Annotated in this window: 12 protein-coding genes; 5 read left to right on the forward strand and 7 right to left on the reverse strand. The window is 56.4% G+C overall.

Features of this window, described 5'->3' with window-relative positions; genetic code table 11:
* Nucleotides 1–55: 55 nt before the first annotated feature.
* The 4 genes from KQI65_07715 to KQI65_07730 all read right to left on the reverse strand — a co-directional run bounded on the left by KQI65_07715 (nucleotide 56) and on the right by KQI65_07730 (nucleotide 5,093).
* Nucleotides 56–715, reverse strand: coding sequence for a response regulator transcription factor (locus tag KQI65_07715; protein ID MCB2204620.1), 660 nt, complete (start codon nucleotides 713–715; stop codon nucleotides 56–58).
* Nucleotides 712–3,000, reverse strand: a complete 2,289-nt coding sequence (locus tag KQI65_07720) for a tetratricopeptide repeat protein (protein MCB2204621.1) — start codon at nucleotides 2,998–3,000, stop codon at nucleotides 712–714. The genes KQI65_07715 and KQI65_07720 overlap by 4 nt, the downstream gene beginning before the upstream one ends.
* On the reverse strand, nucleotides 2,997–4,313 hold the full coding sequence (locus tag KQI65_07725; GenBank protein MCB2204622.1) for a hypothetical protein: 1,317 nt from the start codon (nucleotides 4,311–4,313) through the stop codon (nucleotides 2,997–2,999). Before KQI65_07725 ends, KQI65_07720 begins: the two co-directional genes overlap by 4 nt.
* Before the next feature lie 132 nt (nucleotides 4,314–4,445).
* Entirely contained in the window at nucleotides 4,446–5,093 is a 648-nt protein-coding gene (locus KQI65_07730) for a response regulator transcription factor (GenBank protein ID MCB2204623.1), read from the reverse strand.
* Nucleotides 5,094–5,388: 295 nt separating this feature from the next.
* Between KQI65_07730 and KQI65_07735 the strand changes: the two genes are divergently transcribed.
* The 3 genes from KQI65_07735 to KQI65_07745 all read left to right on the forward strand — a co-directional run bounded on the left by KQI65_07735 (nucleotide 5,389) and on the right by KQI65_07745 (nucleotide 14,464).
* Nucleotides 5,389–5,739 (forward strand): response regulator, encoded by a 351-nt coding sequence (locus KQI65_07735; protein ID MCB2204624.1) that lies wholly within the window; start codon nucleotides 5,389–5,391, stop codon nucleotides 5,737–5,739.
* A gap of 175 nt (nucleotides 5,740–5,914) precedes the next feature.
* Complete coding sequence (locus tag KQI65_07740) at nucleotides 5,915–11,995, forward strand: fibronectin type III domain-containing protein (GenBank protein ID MCB2204625.1); 6,081 nt, start codon at nucleotides 5,915–5,917, stop codon at nucleotides 11,993–11,995.
* Between the two features lie 348 nt (nucleotides 11,996–12,343).
* The gene (locus tag KQI65_07745; GenBank protein MCB2204626.1) at nucleotides 12,344–14,464 is read left to right on the forward strand and encodes a T9SS type A sorting domain-containing protein; all 2,121 of its coding nucleotides are present in this window, start codon (nucleotides 12,344–12,346) and stop codon (nucleotides 14,462–14,464) included.
* 243 nt (nucleotides 14,465–14,707) lie between these two features.
* On the opposite strand, the gene KQI65_07750 is transcribed toward KQI65_07745, so the two are convergent.
* The 3 genes from KQI65_07750 to KQI65_07760 form a co-directional block, all read right to left on the reverse strand.
* Nucleotides 14,708–15,667 (reverse strand): glycosidase, encoded by a 960-nt coding sequence (locus tag KQI65_07750; GenBank protein ID MCB2204627.1) that lies wholly within the window; start codon nucleotides 15,665–15,667, stop codon nucleotides 14,708–14,710.
* Nucleotides 15,664–17,946, reverse strand: a complete 2,283-nt coding sequence (locus tag KQI65_07755; GenBank protein MCB2204628.1) for a glycosyltransferase family 4 protein — start codon at nucleotides 17,944–17,946, stop codon at nucleotides 15,664–15,666. Before KQI65_07755 ends, KQI65_07750 begins: the two co-directional genes overlap by 4 nt.
* A 441-nt stretch (nucleotides 17,947–18,387) precedes the next feature.
* Complete coding sequence (locus KQI65_07760; protein ID MCB2204629.1) at nucleotides 18,388–19,032, reverse strand: DUF2959 family protein; 645 nt, start codon at nucleotides 19,030–19,032, stop codon at nucleotides 18,388–18,390.
* A 409-nt stretch (nucleotides 19,033–19,441) separates the two neighbouring features.
* On the opposite strand from KQI65_07760, the gene KQI65_07765 reads away from it, so the two are divergent.
* Together KQI65_07765 and KQI65_07770 are read left to right on the forward strand one after the other, a co-directional pair.
* Nucleotides 19,442–20,002, forward strand: a complete 561-nt coding sequence (locus KQI65_07765; protein MCB2204630.1) for an AraC family transcriptional regulator — start codon at nucleotides 19,442–19,444, stop codon at nucleotides 20,000–20,002.
* A gap of 355 nt (nucleotides 20,003–20,357) precedes the next feature.
* A complete protein-coding gene (locus KQI65_07770) occupies nucleotides 20,358–20,657 on the forward strand; it encodes a cupin domain-containing protein (GenBank protein ID MCB2204631.1) in 300 nt (99 codons plus the stop codon).
* Nucleotides 20,658–20,686 lie beyond the last annotated feature (29 nt).

Genomic DNA, 20,686 nt, shown 5'->3' on the forward strand with positions numbered 1-20,686 from the left:
TCTCCTTGTGCGTGCCTGTTGCAATTGACATGGTTCTCCTCAGTGTCGATTCTTTTCAGAGATACATACGGTGTTCGATAGCGAAACGGATGAGCCCGTAACTGCCATGTTCGCCGACTTTCGCGCAGATGTTGGCGCGATGGCTGTCGACGGTACGGGGACTGATACAGAGTTCGTCTGCGATTTCACGGGTGGACTTGTTTTCCGCGATCAGGTGCAGCACCCGCCGCTCGCTGGGCGTGAGTGAGTCGACCGCGAGAAGCTCAGTGGCTCGAGGATGCGCGTCCTTTCGCTCACACGCGGTTTCCGGCAGACCGAGATAAAACTCCCCGGCAGCGACGCGTCGGATGCCGAGGAGTATATCACACGGAGCGCTGTCCTTGAGCATGTACCCCATGGTGCCGTACTCCGCGGCGCGGCGGTAAATGACCGGATCGTCATACAGGGTCAGGATGATGCAGCGTGTTGCAGATCGCCGCATGTGCAGTTCGCGCAGAATGTCGAGTCCCGTCAGGCCCGGCATTTCAATGTCAATCAGCGCGATGTCCGGACGTGTTTCCTGTATGGCAGCGAGGGCCTGCACACCGTCGGCGGCCTCGCCGATGAGGTTCAGATCCTTTTCGCGATCAATCATCATGCGGAGGCCGTTGCGCACCACCGGATGATCGTCTGCGACGACGATGCGTATTTGTGTCGCACCGTTGTTCCGTGTCACGCTGACCCCTCCTGTTGCTGTATCGCATCAGCTGGCAACGGTATCAAAGCTTCGATCAGTGTGCCGTTGCCCGTACCGCTTTCGAATTTGATTTCTCCGTCGAGCAGATGCATGCGCTCGGCCATGCTCTGCATACCCAGTCCCGCATGTGCGGCAGGATCACTCCGTTTCTCAAGCTCGAAGCCTTTGCCATCGTCATGGATGCGCAGACGGAGACTGCCGTTGACACGCTGAAGCGTGACGTCCACTTTGCGCGCCTCGGCATGCTTGACGATGTTGTTCATCCCTTCCTGCACCACGCGGTAGAGATCGATTTCTCGTTCATTAGGGATCAGTCCGTCGACCTCTCCGATATCGATATGCATCGTGATCGCCGTGCTTTTTTCAACGGACGTCAGCATATCGCGCAGCGTGCTGGTCAGTCCCACGCGTTCAAGCTGATAAGGACTGAGGTCTCGGCACAGCCGGCGTACGTCCTCCACAGCCTCGACAGCGATATGCGTGATATCGCCAAGATGCTGCTTGCGCTGTTCTGCATCGTCAAGCGCCATCAACGCGCGGTGCTTGATGATGAGCAGGTCCTGCCCGACACCGTCGTGCAGGGCGCCGGCGATGCGCTTGCGTTCCTGTTCCTGAGATGCGATGAGGCGAGTAGTGAAACGTCTCTGCATTTCATGCTCCCGATGCGCGATCTCCACCAGCTGCTTCGCCGCCATGGCTTCCACGGCGCTCACGCGCAGCTCGGTTGCCTCCGTACGTAATTCCGCAGTGATGCGTCTGTTGCGGAGAATGCGGAGGAACAGGAGCGTAAGCAGGAGTGCGACGACGAACCCGCCCAGCAGGGTGTTGCGGTGCAGTGCGCCTCTCGCGAGTGAAGCCTCCTGCAGTGCTAGCTTGCGTCGCTGCGCTGCGTTTTCTGCGTGACCCAGTGCAATTGCTTCCGCACGCATATTGAGGGTGTCTGCCGCTCGTGCGAGCTGTAACTGCTGCAATGCGCGATCCTGCTCGAGCAGTTTTTTCCCCTGCTGTCGCTGAAGCAGCTTCATGCGCTGCCATGTCAGTGCCTGATTTCTCTGTAGTAGTTCGAGCGAATCGATACGTTGTTCCGCCGCGAGAAGTGCGATGATGCGCTCTCTGCGCTCCGCCTCGTACACCGCTGTCAGTTCGTTGATCCTACGTATGGATTTTTCGTCGTCCCTCGAATCGAATAGTGCCATGCGTTTGCGTTGGAAGGCGATAGCCTCTTTGTAGTTCCCCATCCTCACATGATGCTTTGCAAGTTCTCTGTAATGGTGACGCAAATATCCCTTTGTACCGAGCCGTTGCGACACCTCAAGGGCGGCATTGAAGTGATGCATGGAACTGTCAGCTTTTCCAAGACGACTGTACAGGTTGGCAAGGAGATATTGAGTGAAGCTCATCTGCCTCATCTCATTGATTTCTTTATAAACCTTCAATGCCCGCTGCTCATAGTCGATGGCGGTTACCAGGTCACCCTGATCCCTGTAGATTCTGCCGACACTGTGAATGTTCTGGGCGATGCGTTTTTTATCTCCCAGTGAATCGGCGATCGCACCGCTGCGGGCGAGATACGACAGTGACTCGTTAAAATGGCCCCCATTGGTGCAGATAGCCGCAAGGATGACCAGGGTAAACTGTATCGATCGCGGATTGCCGATCTTCTCCTGCAGCTCCAGGCAGCGGCGGAGGTACGTGATCCCTTCCTCCTTCTCGCCCATGAAGTCGTACGCCACGCCGATGTGCCAGAGTGCGGTCGCCATCATGTTAATATTTCCGGCAGCGTCGGCGAGATCGTACGCACGTTGATAGTATCGCAAGGGCTGTTCGAACTCCCCCGTGCTGCTCATGTACAACTGCCCGATGTTGCAGTGCAGCCATACCAATCCCGTTGTATCGTTGATCTCCTCATAGAGGCGCAGACTGCGGTCGTAATGCTCCATCGCCCGGATGCGGTTGTCCATCAGCATCCACCATTGTCCTCCGAGTACGCGCATGGTGTGCGCTGCTTTTTTCTTCTGCCCGGATGCAAGTTCGAATTCCGCACGGCGCTCGTTCCAGGAGATGGTTTCCATGTTCCTGTGATCCGCCTGGTATGCCTGCGAAATGAGGCTGCACAGTGCGGCGCGGGTGCTGTCGGTTTCAGCCTCGGCGAATTTCTGCTTAAGACTGTCGATGAGGGACTGGGCATTGACGGGCAAAGTCCCGCCAAGAAACAGCGCCAGAATGACCGGAAGGAGGATTCTCTGTGTCGTGCGCCGCCTCACGTCGCATCTCCCGCAGGAATGGACTTCAGGGGAAATTCCCCGTGCAATGTCGTGCCCGCGCTCGGCGCACTCTCCGTGCGCAGCGCGCCGCCCAGCATGTAGGCGCGCTCCTGCATGCCGTGCAGGCCGAGTCCCACGCCTGCACGTTTCTTCGGATCAAAGCCGGCACCGTCGTCGCGGATCAGCAGTCGCAGCAGATCATCGTCTTTCTGTAGCCGCACCTCCACGCGCTGCGCCCCTGCGTGCTTGAGTATGTTGTTTATCGCTTCCTGCACGATGCGGTACAGCCCGATTTCCTCATCTGGGGAGAACAGTCCGTCCACAGCGGCAATCTCGGACTCGACGTGCAGGGCCGTACTATCGCGAACTTTGTCGAGCATTGCTTGGAGTGTTGACGTGAGTCCGACGCGCTCAATCTGCGCGGGACGCAGATCGCGCGACATGCGGCGGACTTCCTCGATGCTTTCAGTAGCGGCGTCGGCAATCTCTTCGAGATGTTCCTGAGCGTTGTCGTCGTCCTCCTGCGCCATCGCGGCACGGAACTTCATGATGATGAGATCCTGCGATACCCCGTCGTGCAGGGCCCCGGCAATGCGTTTTCTTTCCTCTTCCTGCATTACGATGAAGCCCGCGGTGAATTCCTGTTGCGCCGCTTTCTGCCGCTGTTCCGCTGCGGCCGCGTCTGCGAAAGCCTGTGCCTCTATCTTGTTGGCTCGGCTCGCAGCTGCCTCTTCACGTAGATGCGCTGCTGTACGACGGTTGCGGAAATTCCAGTATCCGCCGCCCAGAAAAAGCAGTACCGCGAATATTCCCGCTCCCGTGATTCCGCGCAGTATTGACTCGCGTTCGATGCGCAACTCCTGCATGCGCAGTGTGTCCTGTTGCCTGAGGCGTTCTTCACTCTGGCGCAGCATTAACACCTGCTGTCGGCGAAGTTCCGCTTCGTTTTTTTCCAGTTCGAGCTTTCGGATGTCTTTCTCTCGTGCGAGAAGGAGCAGATTGCGCTCCTGTTCCTCCCGTTGCAGGTTTTGGCGCTTCAACTCTTCGTTCTGTTGTGCCAGTTGAAGTTCCCGCTGACGCTTTTCCTGTTCGAGCAGCGTGATCATCTGCTCCTTGCGTTCCGCTTCATAGCGTTCGGTCAGCTCCCTGACCTGTTCGCGATTCAGTGCCGAGAGCAGGGAGTCTTTTCTCCCGAATTCCTGCACCAACCTTTGGTATTCCTGCGCCAGGGTGTCCCTGGCGCTGTCTGTTTGCGCTGCACATGGCAACGCAATCAGCATGAAGAACAGCATGGAGGGCACAAGCTTCATCATTCTCAGGGTCCGTGGGTAAGAAGAAAACCGCACTGCGGCCTGGCTGAAACGGCTATATATAATCTATTATTACGGTGAGTTTCTCTCAATCACGGGAACCGTGAATTCGTCCTGTGAAATCCGTGAGAGACCTCAGATCTGCGTTAGCCCCATGCGAATAGCGTGTTTTGTCAAATCGGCGACGGAGTGGGTTTCAAGCTTGCCCATGAGATGCCGGCGGTGGGTTTCCACTGTGCCTACGGAGACGGACAGGATATCGGCAATCTCTTTGGTCGAATATCCCTCCGAGATAAGCTGTAGCACCTGGCGTTCCTTCGCCGTGAGACTGTCGCCCGGGGTCTGCGTGTCGGAGGCGAGATGCCGCACATAGTCGTCAATGACCACATTGGTGATCTCTCTGCTGACATATCGACGGCCGGTGACGACCGTCCTGATCGCGCTTTCCAGTTCCTCGAGGGCCGCATGTTTGATGACGTACCCGTGAGCTCCCTCGCGGAACATCTTCCCTATGTAGCTGCTGTCGTTGGACATCGAAAGGGCGATGATGTGCGTGTCAGGCGAGGTAGCCGCGATTTCACGTGTTGCGTCGATGCCGTTCAGTACGGGCATGTGCACGTCCATCACCACAACGTCCGGTGCCAGCTGCCCGGTCATGTCCACCGCCTCACGTCCGTTTCCCGCTAGACCGACGACCTGGATGTACGGTTTCTTCTCGAGCACGCTTTGCAGCGCCTCGCGCATCAAGCGATGATCGTCAGCAAGCAGTACACGTATACTCATGCGCTCTCCTGAGCAAGCGGCTGATATCCCGTACCTTCCTTTAGCATCAACCGACCCATGCCGGATGACGGAAGAGCAGGACAAATGGATAGGGGAGAGAATACTCCTATGATGATATGATGAATAGTACATTCCCCCCGGGACAGAAGCAAGGACTCACAGCCATCGCGATACGTCGATATTCCACGCGAATATCCGGTCCTTCAAAATAGGTAGGTCTACTGATGTGCTTCTCTAAAAAATTGCTGTTGTTGTATTCAGGCTGTATTTCACAGTATGCACGAATGAGTCCGTCATGCGCCTGCTCTTTGTTGACGATAATGCCCGAATGCGTCGTTTCCTGATGTCGCTGGTTGGGAACCTGCTGACTGACGCCCGGGAGGCGGCAAACGGTCTGGAGGCGGTGGAAGAGTACAAGAGTTTTCATCCCGATGCGGTACTTATGGACATCCGCATGCCGCTGCTCGACGGCTTCGAAGCGACGACACGCATCATGCACGAAAATCCAGATGCGCGGATTCTCATTGTCACGGACTTCGACACGCCGGAATACCGCCTACTGGCGAAACGGGCCGGAGCATCCGGGTACATCGTGAAAGACCATCTCTTTGACCTGCCTTCCGCGTTGAAGGCGCTGGCATCGTAGATTTTTTTACGTCCCGGATTTTGAGGTATTGGTTTTCATTCCTGTGGTGACTAATGATTATCAGATATTTAGTTCGTACACTCTTGATACACGATTCCCATGTCGCTGATCACCCGAGCTTGACGTCTCATCCCGATTGCTTATTCCATGAAGTTCCGTTCTGGAGGAGAATCCCATGCTATCCAACCCTTCTACCCGTGACATCAGCTGTACCACAATCACGACCTGTCTCGTTTTTATCGGAATGTTCTGTCTGTTGCCCCTGACCGCTGTTCAGGCCGGATCCCCGCTGCCCGATGGTCCTGATGAAACATCGTCTCTCACGGACCGGCATGCTGACCGCTTACCGGTCTGTTTTACTGAAAACCGCGGACAGATCGTGGATACCGATGGAAGGCTCCGCCCCGAAATTCTGTACAGCGCTGATGCGGGCACGGCTCGATTGTATTTCACGTCCGCAGGTGTGAGTTACGTGTTTCAGGAATCGGCAACGGAAGCTGAAGGGCAGTTCGGACCTGTCGTTAACGCCGTGTCCGCTCTGAATCGACCCACTGTACCGCATGCGCCCGAACTCTCCGCTTACCGTATGGACATGAAGCTCGTCGGGAGCAACCCCCTTGTGCGTATTCGTGCGGAACAGGCGCTTCCCGCGTATAGCAATTACTATTATCCTCATTGTCCGCAGGGCATCACGCATGTGCGCAGTTTCGCGCGCATTGTGTACGAAAACGTGTATGACAATATCGACATGGTGTTCGCTGCGGCGCAGGGAAAGACGAAGTATGAATTCATTGTTCGGCCCGGGGGCGATCCCGCACAGATCCGTCTCCGCTACGATGGTGCTGTGTCGATGCGTCATGCCGAGAACGGCCGGCTTTCCATCGCCACCCCGGTCGGCGAGATCGACGAGCAGTCCCCGTATTCCTATCAGCTCACGGGAAAGGACGTCCCCACGGCATTCGTTCTCCGCGGGGAAGAGGTGACGTTCGACGTTGGAGCATATGACGCCTCGAAGACCCTGGTCATCGATCCGTGGGCGACGTATTACGGGGGACATGGCACAGACCAAGCAAGCGGCGTCGCTATCGATGCGTCCGGGAACGTCATCGTGTGCGGCACTACCGCCAGTACGGATTTCCCGGTTATCGGAGCTGCCCAGGGCACACACGCCGGATCAAACGATATCGCCATCGTGAAATTCAGCGATGCGGGGACGCCCGTCTGGGCGACATATTACGGGGGGACCCAGGACGACTGGGGACTCGATGTCGCCGTGGATGCGAGCGGAAATATCGCCGTCACCGGATCGGTAACGAGCTGGGATTTTCCCGTGAAGAATGCGATGCAGCAGACGATCGGCTCACAGGGCACCGACGACGCTTTTGTCCTCTTACTCGACGGTGGCGGTTCCTGCCAGTGGGCGACGTATCACGGTGGGGCACTCAGCGATTACAGCCAAGGCATCGCATTCGACGGAAGCGGGAATGTCGTGCTTACCGGCACCACGGAGAGCGACAATTTCCCCGTGCAGAACGCGTGGCAGTCGACAAAACAGCAGATGGAAGAGGCCTTCCTCTCCAAGCTCAGCTTCAATGGTACGCTGCTCTGGTCCACTTTCGTCGGCGGGGAACGGGACGACAGGGGGAGGGATGTGACCGTCGATGCCTCCGGGAATATCTATCTCGTCGGCGCGACCGGGAGCCAGTATTTCCCTGTCCTCAATCCGTTCCAGTCTGCCATAGGCGGCGTGGGAGCGGACGACGCATTCATCGCCAGATTCAGCGGGGCGGGAGTTCCGGACTGGTTGACGTATTACGGCGGCACCAGCGGGGACGGAGCTTTCACGGTGACCTCGGACGGAAGCGGAAACGTGATCGTGGCCGGCCTGACCACCAGCTCCGATTTCCCTGTGAGCGGTGCCGAGCAGCCGTATATCAGCGGGGGAGGGGATGTGTTCATTCTGAAACTCACGTCGGGAGGCAGCAGGACGTGGGCGACGTACTTTGGCGGCAGCGGTGCCGAAGGCATCGGCGGCATCGCAACGGATGGGAACGACAACATCCTTTTCACGGGCTTTACACTCAGCGGGAATCTACCGGTTGCCAATCCGTGGCAGTCCAACTACGGCGGCTCTGGCGACGGATTCGTCGTCAAGTTCGATGCGCTCGGGCGGAAGCAGTGGGCGACGTATCTCGGGGGGGACCGCTACGACATGGGCAAGAGCATCGACACTGACGGAAGCGGGAACGTCATCCTCTGCGGTCAGACAGCAAGCCTGGATTTCCCCGTGTACAAGGCGCATCAGCCGGCGCTGAGTGCCGTGCAGTCGGGCGACGACTGGACGGGCTACGACATGTTCATCGCCTCGATGTCGCCGGACGGCATCATCATCCCGCTATACAAACCCGCGACACCGACGAGTCTGACGGCCTCCACCCTGTCGCCGACGAAAGTCATGCTGCGCTGGACGGACAATGCCGACAACGAATCGGAGTACATCATCGAACGGCAGAAGGACGCGAGTCCCTGGGAGGAAGCCGCGGCCGACACGATGAACGCCACACAGCACACACTCATCGGGCTGCAGCCGGAGGCGCTGTACACGTTCCGGGTCAAGGCGGTCAACTGGGTGTTTGAATCCGACTATTCCGATGAGGTACAGATCACGATGCCGGAATTCAAGGCCCCCACGGAACTGAAAGTGGCGGATATCTCTTCCAGCGAAATCGGCCTTGTATGGGTGGATCACGCCGACAACGAAACCGATTATGTCGTGGAATTGAAAAACGGAGGAGACTGGCGTCCTGTGGACACCCTGCGGGAAAATACCACGGCAGCGACGGTGACAGAGCTGACACCGCAAACTCCGTATTCCTTCCGGGTGCTGGCGATGGACGGCGCGATCGCATCAGCGTACTCGAACGAGGTGCAGGCGACAACGCTTCGCTTCCTTGATGCTCCGGCGGCACTCACCGCCTCGCTCCTGACCGAGAATTCCGCTCATCTCGAGTGGACGGATCATTCCACCGAAGAAACAGGCTATGAAGTTGAACAGCGCATCAAATATGGTAGCTGGACTCTCATAACCACCACCGCAGCGGACGTAACGACGTTTGACGTAGTGGGGTTGATCGCGGACACGACATACGCGTTTCGTGTCAGGGCCGTTGGCCAGGACGCCACATCATCCTATTCAAACGAGGTGTCCATTTTCACCAGCCTTGCGCCCGCTACGCCCATTAATCTCATCGCGGATGCACGGGACCTCTTCACCGTGCAGGTGACCTGGGAGCGTGCTTCGACGAACGAAGACTACTTTGAAATTGAACGCAGCGAGGACGGCGCGACGTGGACACCCGTTCATACGACCACCGCCGGCATTACCGTGCTGAACGACGAGCACTTGGAGCCGAGTACAGTGTACTGGTACCGCGTTCGCGCAGTAAATGCTACCGGAGTATCGGGCTGGTCCGCTGCCGACAGCGCCCGAACGTACGCGCGTCCCGCTCCCGGCCGACCGTTTTTCCCTGCCGCCACAACGCTGGATGCGCACGCCATCGAAATCACCTGGGTACTGCCGCATCCCTCGTACGAGGACGGGTGCGAGATCCAGGAATCGACCACTGGCGATGACGCGGATTTTACGACCATCGAACCGGCGATCGCACCTGGCAAGCGCAGTTACGAGCGCACGGGGTTGAATCCGCTGACGACGTATTATTACCGCATCCGTGCTTACAACGGCAGCGGGACATCCGAGTGGTCGGATGTCGTCAGTGCGATGACGCTCGAGGAGAATCTTGATCTTCCTCCGGTCCCAACGAATGTGCATGCACGTACCCTGGGCACGAGCGAGATCCGGATTACCTGGGAGATGCCGTCACCATCGAACGAGGACAGCTTCGAGATCGAGCGTTCAGAGACCGCGGACGTCGCTGACTTCCATTTGCTTACATCGAATCTCGCGGCAGGCGACAGCAGTTATACCGACAGCGGTCTTCCGTCGGAGAGCGAGTACTGGTATCGCGTTCGCGCGCGCAACGTTGACGGGACATCCCGCTGGTCCACCGTCGTGAGCGCAAAAACCGATCGTGCGCCGATGGGGCAGGAACTGAGGGATGCCATTGCCGCCAAGGAGGCGATGTTCCCCGCTTGCGAAGAACTTATCTCGAACGGGAGTCCAGAACTGGCGATCCTGCGGCAGGTGTTCACGGACTATCAGCGAGGATACGATGAGGCCGCGGCGCGCAGCCTGATTGCGAAATGGCAGACCGGTTATCCCGCGGACCAGAGTGCTGCGGCAGAAGCGTTTACGCGGTTTGCCTTCCTCGAGCGTGTGCTGTCTGGCGGCTTTGAGGATCTGAGTTATTCGCCCCCCATCGAAGGGGCGGTGGCGACGGCGAAACAGGCGGCAACGCCGATCGGGATGATGCTGAAGAACGTCTGCGCACTCGGTTTTGCATGGCAGGATCAGCGCACCTACCTCGGCGCCGAAGACCAGGTTGTGGATGCCGTTCTTGTCGACATGATCAACCCCGTTTACGACGGCGCCTTTCTGATGATGCAGCTCATGGGTATGACCCCCGACGCCGCAGTGCCGGAGTTCTACACAACACTGCTTCGGGAGCGCGGAGAAATCCCGGATCTCACGAAGCCGGCGCTGACGTCGATGGTGGATTACTGGGGGGAATGCATACTCGGGTCGTGCTATCTCCCTGTTACACAGCCATTCATCCCGCTGTTCGCGGACAGAACGGAGCAGCTGGATTTTACCGGAAACACGCAGTCGGCCATTGCGAAACGCGACATCGCTTTGCAGTCCGTTCGCACTGAGACGGAGTCGCTGCAAACAGATTTCACATCCTACGGCAGTGTCTGTACCGGAATGGATGCCGCATACGCACTCGGTCAGGCGTCCGGGACACCCCTCGAGGCATTCTTCCTCAAGCTGCGGGATCTGCGTCCCCGGATGGTGGACAGGCTGTATGATGCGATCGCGGCAGCCGCCACGCCCGTGGCGCGCATGTTGTATCTCGCTTCCACGGAGAAGGTCCCAGGGCTGGGTTCCCTTCCTTCACTAATACGCGAGGCAGGGAACGCAATTTTCGATCCTGTGAACAACAGCGTTCAAAGCGCGAACGGATCCGTCCCAGGCGGAAGGAGCAGGAATGATGTCGGCTTCCCGCTGTCTGCTCACGGCATCTCCAAGACAGGCAGGTTGTTGATGAGCGGGGCAGTCTCGTCGGACCGTGCTTCGCTCAGCGAATTACGCGGCAGGGTGGCGGACGAAGACACGGCGTTCATCAACGAGCATTTCGATGCCCTGCGGCACAGCGGGATGGACATGATAGCGGAGACATCGTTGCTGCAGCGGCCGCTGCTCGGAATCGCTCCCGCGGATCTGTACGTCCAGCAAGATCTCCGTGACGATTATTACGTCGTCCTTGCACGCATGCAGCTGCTCGCGATGCGGCGCGCCGTCCTGTCGGTTTCCCTGATGGATTATTTTCATTCTCCCACTGCGGATCGGAAGGCCAATCTTCTTGCGGAAATCGATTCCATTCTCATTCCGCTCGAGGGCTCCGTGGATGCGATCACTGATTTGACCACCGATGTCGGGAGTCTGATCACATTGCCCGCGCTCGGGGTGGTGGAAACGGAGATCGTTCGCGCGCCGTCGAGCGGTGAGAACAGCTGTAATCTCCGTCTCACAACGGAGAACATGGGTGGGGCGGCTGCTCAGGATGTCGCGGCAACTGTCGCGATTCTCAGCAGCGGTGTCACCATGAAGACAGGGAACATCCTTCCACTTGGGTTGCTACCGCCTGACGGCTCCGCTCAGGGCAGCCTGGAAATCGATGTTCTTCCTACGACGAAGCATGTGACCATTTTTGTTGTCCTCGAGGCGGGGAAGCGACGATTCATCGACCGGCGTACACTGCCGGTACCAGCGTCCACCACGGCAGTGGAGGAACCTGCTGCAATGCCAACTTCGCACCAGCTGCATCAGAACTACCCAAATCCATTCAATCCGACAACTACGATCAGCTACACGTTGTCGCGTCCGGTGGAAGTGTCGCTGATCGTGACGGATGCGCTTGGACGGGAGGTTACGCGATTGATTGATGAGGAAAAACGGCGGAGCGGATTGCATACCACGCGATTTAACGCACGGGATCTTCCGTCAGGGGTGTATTTCTACCGTCTCGAGACGCCTGATGGGGTGTTTGTCCGGAAAATGCAGTTTGTGAGATGACGATAGGAACGTGGAACACGAATGAAGGGCGAGTTGATCTCGCCCTTTTGATTTTCACAAAGTCAATTATCTCAGCCAACAACAAAGCCCCTCATCTGAGCGGCTTTGTTTTGCGGGACTTCATAGCCTCATTCCGCAACTTGTGTTTCGATCCGCCTGCGGAGATGCGGCAGATTTTCAATGAGCTGGAGCAGCTTCGGTTGCTTCTGCTCGCGGGTTGATATTCAACCAACGAATTCTCGACTCTCAGGGGGACTTGATTTTGGTACTGATCTCGTTAGTTTGGTGCAATTGATGCAAGACAAGATTATCCTTTACCTCGCCACGTTTTGAAGACGCGGAGGAGTGATGAAATTCCCGTACCTGATTCTGTTTCTCGTTACTGCGTGCCTGCCTCTGGTCGTACGCGGGCAGTCTGCGACGTTTGAACTGGTGGCACAGAATGACGATTTCGGCTTTGCCGAAGCGATCGCAGAGCTGCCGGATTCGTCCATCTGTCTCGCCACAGACAGAGGTCTTCATATCTATGCGCTCACGGACAGCGGCTTTGTTCTGCGTCACCTCCAGAGGAGTGGGAGCGCGTACGGCCTTGCGGTTACACTGGATGGGATGGTGTTTGCTGCTCGGGGCGGGGATGGTTTATATGCGTATAGCTACGATGGGAGCACCCTTCAACCGGCAGACTCTTTACAGAGCGGAAACAACTACGTGAATGTGGCGGTCGCCGGGTCAGATACGCTCGTTGCGACAGGGACAAGAGCCCTGTACGCGCTTCACTGGGACGGGAATTCCATCGCCGTACTCGACAGTGTCTCATTTCCACGACCCATCGACGGATTGGCGATCGCACCGGGAGGCGATGTCATCCTGGCGGGCGCATATCTCGATACAGTACGCGCTTTCCGTGTGCTCGCTGGCCTCTTGATTGAAACGGCATCTCTGTATCTCGGGAAAGGTGTTGTCGCTGTCACAGCCGATGCAGCGGGGAATGTCTATTTCGGGGACAGGACGGAAGGTTTCCGTGTTTGTCGCTATGACGGTGCTTCCTTCATCCCCGGAAAGCAGGTATCGCATGGATTCATACGTTGCCTGGCCGCGAAGGACAGCCTGCTGTTTGTTGGTGGCGACGGTAGGCTTGGTGCGTATCGCGTTCGTGGTGATACCTGCGAAGCGGTCGCGTCCGCGCTGCAATTCAGTGGACGCGGACCGGGCCGAATATTTGTTGGCTCAGGAAATCGGGTGTATACCTCCTGGTATCATAGTGGCATGGAGGCGCACGGTATTTCACATGACAGCCTGGTCTTCGTGGACCGTGTCAACGATGGTGGATATGCTTCGGCGGTCGTCGAAGGGGAAGGAGGGGTGTTCTTTCTGGCGAACGGCGGTGGCGGACTGCGCGCATATAGGCGAAATGGCAGCAAACTCACATCTGTCGCACACATCAATGACGGCGGCAGCGGGAACGACCTCGCGGTCGGCGATGACGGGACCCTGTATCTCGCAAATGACCGGGATGGCATCCGCGCCTATACGTTTGACGCGAACGGTTTCTCCTGCACAGGGCATTATCGTGATTCGATCGGTTCATGCGACCATATCCTGTGGGAGCCGGGTGGGACAATATTCACATGCGATGCCATGCAGGGGTTTCGCGCGTTCGCACGTGCTGGGGAGCAGTTTATTCAACGTGCCGCTGCCCATTCACTGGATATAGGAGTAGAAGACATGGCAGTATCGGGAGGCGGTACCATTTTTCTCGCGGACGGTGGGCGCGGTTTGCTAGCGTATGACTTCGAAGGCGACAGCCTGGTCAACCAGGCAACTGAGGCGGTCCAGTATGCGATGGGCGTGGCAGTAGGTCTTGAGAACACCTCGTATGCGGATGTGACTGTGTTCGCAGCAGACCGGATGGGCCTTTCCGCATATGATTACGACGGGAAGGGATTCACCCTTCTGGCGCATGACGAAGACATCCACGCGTCCAAGGTGCGCGTCGACACGCAGGGAACTGTGTTCGTCTCTGCAGACGGACAGGTGCGTGCATACGGTTTTGATGGAAATACCTTTCGCCTGCTTGCCGCGTACGATTTGCCGTGCTGGAATATCGCACTGGGCGATTCCGGCATCGTGTACGCGATGCATACGCAGTTGACCGTTCTCAGGTACCGCCAATCTACGACTGGTACCTATAACGCGATTCCTGAACGTGCATATCTGCTGAAGAATTATCCCAATCCGTTCAGTACATCGACGAGCATCAGCTTTACTCTTGCGAAAGCGCAGCGTGTCACACTCGTGGTAAACGACCTTTACGGTCGTGAAGTCCGGCGTCTGCTGGATGGCTGCGTTCAGGAAGCAGGCCATCATCAGGTTCCGTTCCGTGCAATGGACTTACCCGCAGGATTCTATTTCTACAGACTGACAAGCGAAGGGCGGGATTACCTGGGCAGAATGGTACTACTGAGGTAGAAGCAAAATGGAAAATCCCCTCAGATGAGGGGCTTTGGAAAGCCTGGCCCGCCTTCGTTTCGCTTCGCTCAACTTCGGCGTGGCGCAAAAAGAGAGTCCCGCATTGCGGGACTCTCTTTTTGCGGGGCTTCATAGCCTCATTCCGCAACTTGTGCTTCGATCCGCCTATCGACATGATTATCATCTTCAATGAACTGGTTCAGCTGAAAAGACTGGTGGCGGCTGTTTGAAAGCGTAGTACTCTCACCGATCATCGTTTTGCTGTTGATGCTGCTCCAGCCACTGCAAAATAGCCTGGATACTGCCGGTGGCGAGGGCGATACTCGTATCCGCAGCGCCATAATAGAGGTTGATCGTATCGCCGTCTGGAGCGACCGTATAGCCGCATGGAAACACTACGTTTTCTACATCGCCGAATTGTTCATAGGATTCATCCGGACCGAACACCCACTCGTCGCTGCGCTGCATACAAAGCTCAGGCGATTGGAGATCAAACAGTGCCAGACCGAGTCGATATATCGCACCGCTCGCCGTTTGCCGCACGCCGTGGTAAATCACAAGCCAGCCGTCAGGAGTCTCGATCGGCGGTGCCGTAAGGCCGATTTTATTGGCATCCCACCAACTGCCTCTTCGGGCCGCCAGCATCAGCTTGTGGCTTCCCCAGTGCCGCAGGTCGGGGGAGTACGACATCCACATATGTGCACCGGTCGCGCTGACAGGGCGGTGAATCATCGCCCAGTGTCCGCCGATTCTGTGGGGAAAAAGCGCTGCGTCTTTATCCTCCGGGGGCATGATCATTCCCAGGCGCTCGAAGGCATGGAAATCCTCCGTCAGCGCCAGCGCCACCCCGGGACCGCTGCTGGAAAAAGCGGTGTACACGACCGCATATTTTTGCAGTTCGGGAACATAGGTGATGCGGGGATCTTCAATTCCCCAGAGCTCTTCAGGGAAATTCTCCGGATCGGCAGGGAGAGTAGGTTGGGGATCAATGTTCCACCCATCCACACCATTTACAGAGCGAGCCACAGTGAGATGGGAGTGTCCACGCCGATCTTCTACGCGGCATAACAGCAGTGTCGTGCCGTCACGCAGTATTGTTGCGCCCGGATTGAACACGGTGTGCACCGGATATGGCCAGTCGGTGCCAGTGAGGATGGGGTTGTGTCGATGTCGGAGAAATAACTGAGGATGCTGATTGTTCATTGCTTTCGATCTTCGATGGAGAGGGGGGTGTTTTCTGCCAGTCGCAGTTCCAGCAGGGCCTGGAGGAATGCTAGTGTTGATTCAGCTCCCTGGTTTTCATTCGGGCGGTCCGGGTGGAGGCCGTCGCGACAACCGCCGGTCGTCGGATCGTAAACAGGCATATTCAGGTCGTTGCGTCCCAGGAACCAGTCGAAGGCGCGACGGGCTTCCTTGGGCCAGCGCTTTTCGTGCGTGATGCGGTACGCTTCCAGGCAGGCAGAGACTGTCACCTGCGCTTCGACCGGCTGCTGATCGAACCGTGCCCGCTCACCACCTTGCCGATAGAATCCATTGGATCCTATGGGAACGAAATGCCCCGCGTCGCTGCGCTGCATTTGCGTCAGCCATGTGAGGGATTCCAGTCCGGCGTCAGTCATCTTGGCATTTGAGATCGCTGCACCGCAGAGCAGCAGGGCATGCGGCAGCGCGGCGTTGCAGTAGGTCAGACGGTTTTCGAACCAGCGCCAATCATCAGAACGATGGGTTTGATACAGTGTCAGCAGTCTTTCAGACAATTCCTCGCGGACCTGATTGGCCCGGCGGTCACCACCGAATCGTTGCAGGTATTCCTGAATACCCATGATAGAGAAGGCCCAGGCGCGGGGGCTGGTTGTATCGAGGATTGCGGGAAGCGCCTGCTCGAACACCCATCCTGCCATACTGTGTATCGCCGATGTGTGTGAGCGGCCCAAAACGGTGCCCAGCGCCCTCAGCGTGCGGCCGTGGCTGTCGTCGGAGCCGCTTTCTTCCATCCAGCGGCGTTGATAATCCATGAAGTTTCGAAAACGCCCGGTTTCAGTGTTAAAGGCATACCAGATAAAGGCAAGATACCGTGAGCCAAGTTCCATGGCGCGCTCGTTGCCGAGGGCTTCCAGGAGAGCACTTACCATGAGCGCGCGGGCATTGTCGTCGACGCAATAGCCCTCGTTATAGTTGGGTACGGTGAAAATGGCATGCTGCAGCATGCCGGTCTCATCCGTCATGGTTTTCAGGTGGTCCAGTTTGAGAGGAGGTAATTCTCCCGGACGTCGGTCCAGGGGTTTCACCGCGAACTCTGCGTGAGCAAAATGGCGATGTTCCGACCGCGCGCTGAGGAAACTTTCCATATAGCGGTCGGCCACGCGGGGCCAGGTCATTTCTCTACCGAAGATATAGGCTTTCTTGCGCATGGCATGACGCTCGGAATCCTTTTCCAGGAGGTGATTCACTTGCTCCGCAATCGCTGCCGGATCCCGGAACGGAACCAGCACGCCGCGTCCCTGGGCGAGCATCTCTTCCGCATACCAGTACGGGGTCGAAATCACTGCCTTGCCAGCGCCGAGCGTATATGCAAGCGTACCGGAAGTGATTTGTGCTTCATTCAGATATGGTGTGATGTAAATGTCGGCCACACTGATGAACTCGACGAGCTCTTCCAGGCTTACGAAGCGGTTGTAGAAAATCACCTGACCTTCCACGCCGTGTTCCTGCGCAAGCCACTGCAGGGATATCCGGTACGCTTCGCCTTCATGTTTCATGACATGCGGGTGGGTGGCACCGAGCACGATATACACTACGTTCGGGTGCCGGGCGAGAATTGCGGGGAGGGCGGAGATGACATTCTCGATGCCCTTGCTGGCTGAAAGCAGGCCAAAGCTGAGCAGTACTATTTTCCCTTCGACGCCAAACACATCTTTGTTGAAACTCGGATCCACAAACGATACGTCCGGGATGCCGTGGGGGATCAGATCGATCTTTTCCGGTGATACGCCATAGATTTCCCGCAGGAAGTCCACGCCGCGTGTGCTCATGACAACGAGTCGGTCGGAGAGGGCGGCGATTTCTTCCAGTACGCGTTTCTGGTCGGGATTCGGATCGCGTAAAATGGTGTGGAGTGTTGTGACAACGGGCATCCTCAGTTCGCGCAATAGCGTCAGAATATGGCTCCCCGCGCGTCCGCCGAAAATGCCGTACTCGTGCTGCAGCGATACGAGGTCGACGTTGTTGATATTCAGAAAGTCCGCAGCGCGGCGATACGATTCAATATCCTTTTCTGCGAGTTCAAATCGCACGCGTGAAGGATACGGGTAACCGATCTCGACGTCGTTGACAGGTAGCGCGATACACGTGGTCTCGCGATACCTGTCAGCAACAGCTTCACACAGATCGGTCATGAAGGTGGCGATACCGCAGAGACGCGGCAGGTAATTTCCGATAAAGGCCAGACGGTTGACTGATGGATCGATGGGGGGCTGGTTCATGTTTATGACCTTGGCGACGGTGTAATCGGAAACTGCGTGCATGCATACGTGGATCGGGAGCCATGCGGCGTATCAGGGCCCTGTGTTGCCGGACCGTTTTTCGATCTGCGCGTTGATTTTCTTGTCTCTTTTGGATGCCTTCTTCTCTTTCATCGTCTTTGCTGCTTCCTTCTTCACCTTTTTTTTCGAACTCTGACTTTTACTCATGGCGATACCTCGCAATTAGTTGTGTTGCTAGCCTCTGCGCATATTTTCCGGATTTCCACGGAGGCCTTCTACCCACACGGTCAGTCGATGACCGGGTGGTACAGATTACAGAACAGGGTGTGGTGCTAAACTTGCACGATGTCGCGGGTGCATCTTTGCACGCATGGTCCCCTCCACTCATGGCAGGATGCATACCTCTACTTCTTCCCCGGCGGGAGATGATCGTCCTGTGATTCAACGCTTCTGTGCCATTTCATTTTTTGCTGTTTCGATCGCTGACTGGACAGTTTTGATTGCACTCTTGAGCTCGGAACCGTCGCGAACGACCGCTCTGGAGACCTCTGCGATTGCGTCGATGCCTTTCGACGTCAGATCAGTTGAGAGGTACGTGCGGATCTCCTGTACGTCGGAGACGTAAGTTTTAAACGCTTTCTTCACGCCGATGCTGTTGTGAGCGATGTGTCCATACACCGTACCGAGTTCGCTGCGACGCTGGTCACTCAGCGCCTGTATTTCAGGATTGCTGTAGGTCTGGCCTTCCTTCTTCCACTCCGCGAAATAGTCCTTGCCCCGTGCCTTCATCTCGTCCGCGTGTGCAGAGAACGAATTCTCCATTTTTTCGATTTTCTCGACATTGACGGTAAACGCGTCAAACGCCTTTTTGACATCTGATTGTCCGGGGGCGATCAGGTCGTCGAGCGATATTCCAGTAGCGTCGAGTTGCGCGGCAATATGCTGAATGTCGTTTTCAACGGTTTGCATGGTCGTCGTTGCTTCATCGGAGCGTTCCATGCCGGTGGAAGTGCAACCTGCCAGGATGACGAACATCGTCAGAAGTAAAACAGAACTCCGTACGTTCCATCTTGTAATCGGTTTCATGATCAATCCTATCTATTTGTTTATGTAAAGGGGGGCTTTCGCCACAGTAGCAATATCGCCGTTTGACAGTGCGTACGCATTACAGAATACCGGGAATTTGTTACATCATTCACGTTTTCCCGCGTACTTCCGTTGAGGGGTATTGTGGCTTTTTCGGGGATATTCTGAATTCGGGTCCAGGTACCTTCGGCTGCGGGGCCTGCGAATTTCCATGTTTCGGGCGCTGGATGAGGTATACCCCGAAGCTGCGAAGACGAGGAAACGGTGGATTTTCATTCGTGCGCCGAGGATTTGCATATCCGTTTCTTTCACCTATATTCGTGAAGAATCACTACTCCACAGGGCATTAAGAGGTGCATACGGACAGTAGATCCCGATAATCTCGGGTCGTTCTGTCAAAAAGGGAACGATGAAGCTTTACATCAAATATATGGTAAGTCTCCGCTGTAAGATGGTGGTGAAGGCGGAACTCGATAAGCTTGGGCTCCACTACGGTGTGGTGGATCTCGGAGAAGTGAACATCAGGGGAAACATCACTGCGGCACAGCGCGACCAATTGAAAATCGAGCTGGCGAAATCCGGACTCGAGCTGATGGAGGACAGGAAGGCGATGCTGATTGAAAAAATCAAAAATGTCATCATCGAAATGGTGCACTATCGCGAAGAACTTCCAAGGATTAAAAACTCCGAGTACATCAGCAGCAAACTTGACTACGACTACACCTATCTCGCCAACATGTTCTCGGAGGCTACAGGGACGACGATCGAGCACTTCATCATCGCTCATAAAATTGAACGTGTCAAGGAACTGCTCCTGTACGATGAACTCAATCTGACGGAGATTTCGTACAAATTGAATTACAGCAGCGTCGCGCATTTGTCGACCCAGTTCAAGAGGGTCACGGGTTTGACACCGACGTTCTACAAACAACTCAAACACAAACGACGGCGGCCGCTGGAAGATCTTTGAGGGAGCCATCGACGGCGTGACAATAGTGGAGACGGGGAATGGGGATTCCAGGGATGTCAGCGCTGCACCGCACACAACAACCGAAGATCGACGAAGGGAGTCCGCGTTGAGGGATGCGTAACGTGACTCCGGGAGATGTGTGAATACTGCAACGTAATCTCAATGTTATGTAATGCTATTCCCCTTCCGATTCGCCACCTTGCTATCGTCAATAATCCCATGTCGACTTCACCGCTGATCAGACCGTGATCCGCGAACGTGATGTGCCATCAGAAACGATCTTCTCAATGCACATAGCTGTACGGAGGTACGCGTTGTGAGTACCAGTGAAATAGACAAAGCAAAGCCCGTCATTATGGTGGAAATAATTGAATATGAGCCGCATGCAGTGGTGAGCAAAACCATTATCAACAAGAACACCGGACACGTGAGCGTCATGTCCTTCGATCACGGTGAGGCGCTGGTCGAGAAGACCGTGCCGTTCGAATCGTTCGCACAGATCATCGACGGTCGGGCGGAAATCGTCATCGACGGCATCTCGCACCTGCTCGAAACGGGACAGTCCATCATCATCCCGGCGCACGCGTCGAACATCGTACGAGCGAACGAGAGGTTCAAAATGGTTCTCACCGTCATCAAAAGCGGGTATGAATAGCAGAGCCGCATACGAGCAGTACATACAAA

The sequence above is a fragment of the bacterium genome (assembly GCA_020444325.1).
Classification (GTDB): Bacteria; Bacteroidota; Ignavibacteria; order SZUA-365; family SZUA-365; genus BM516.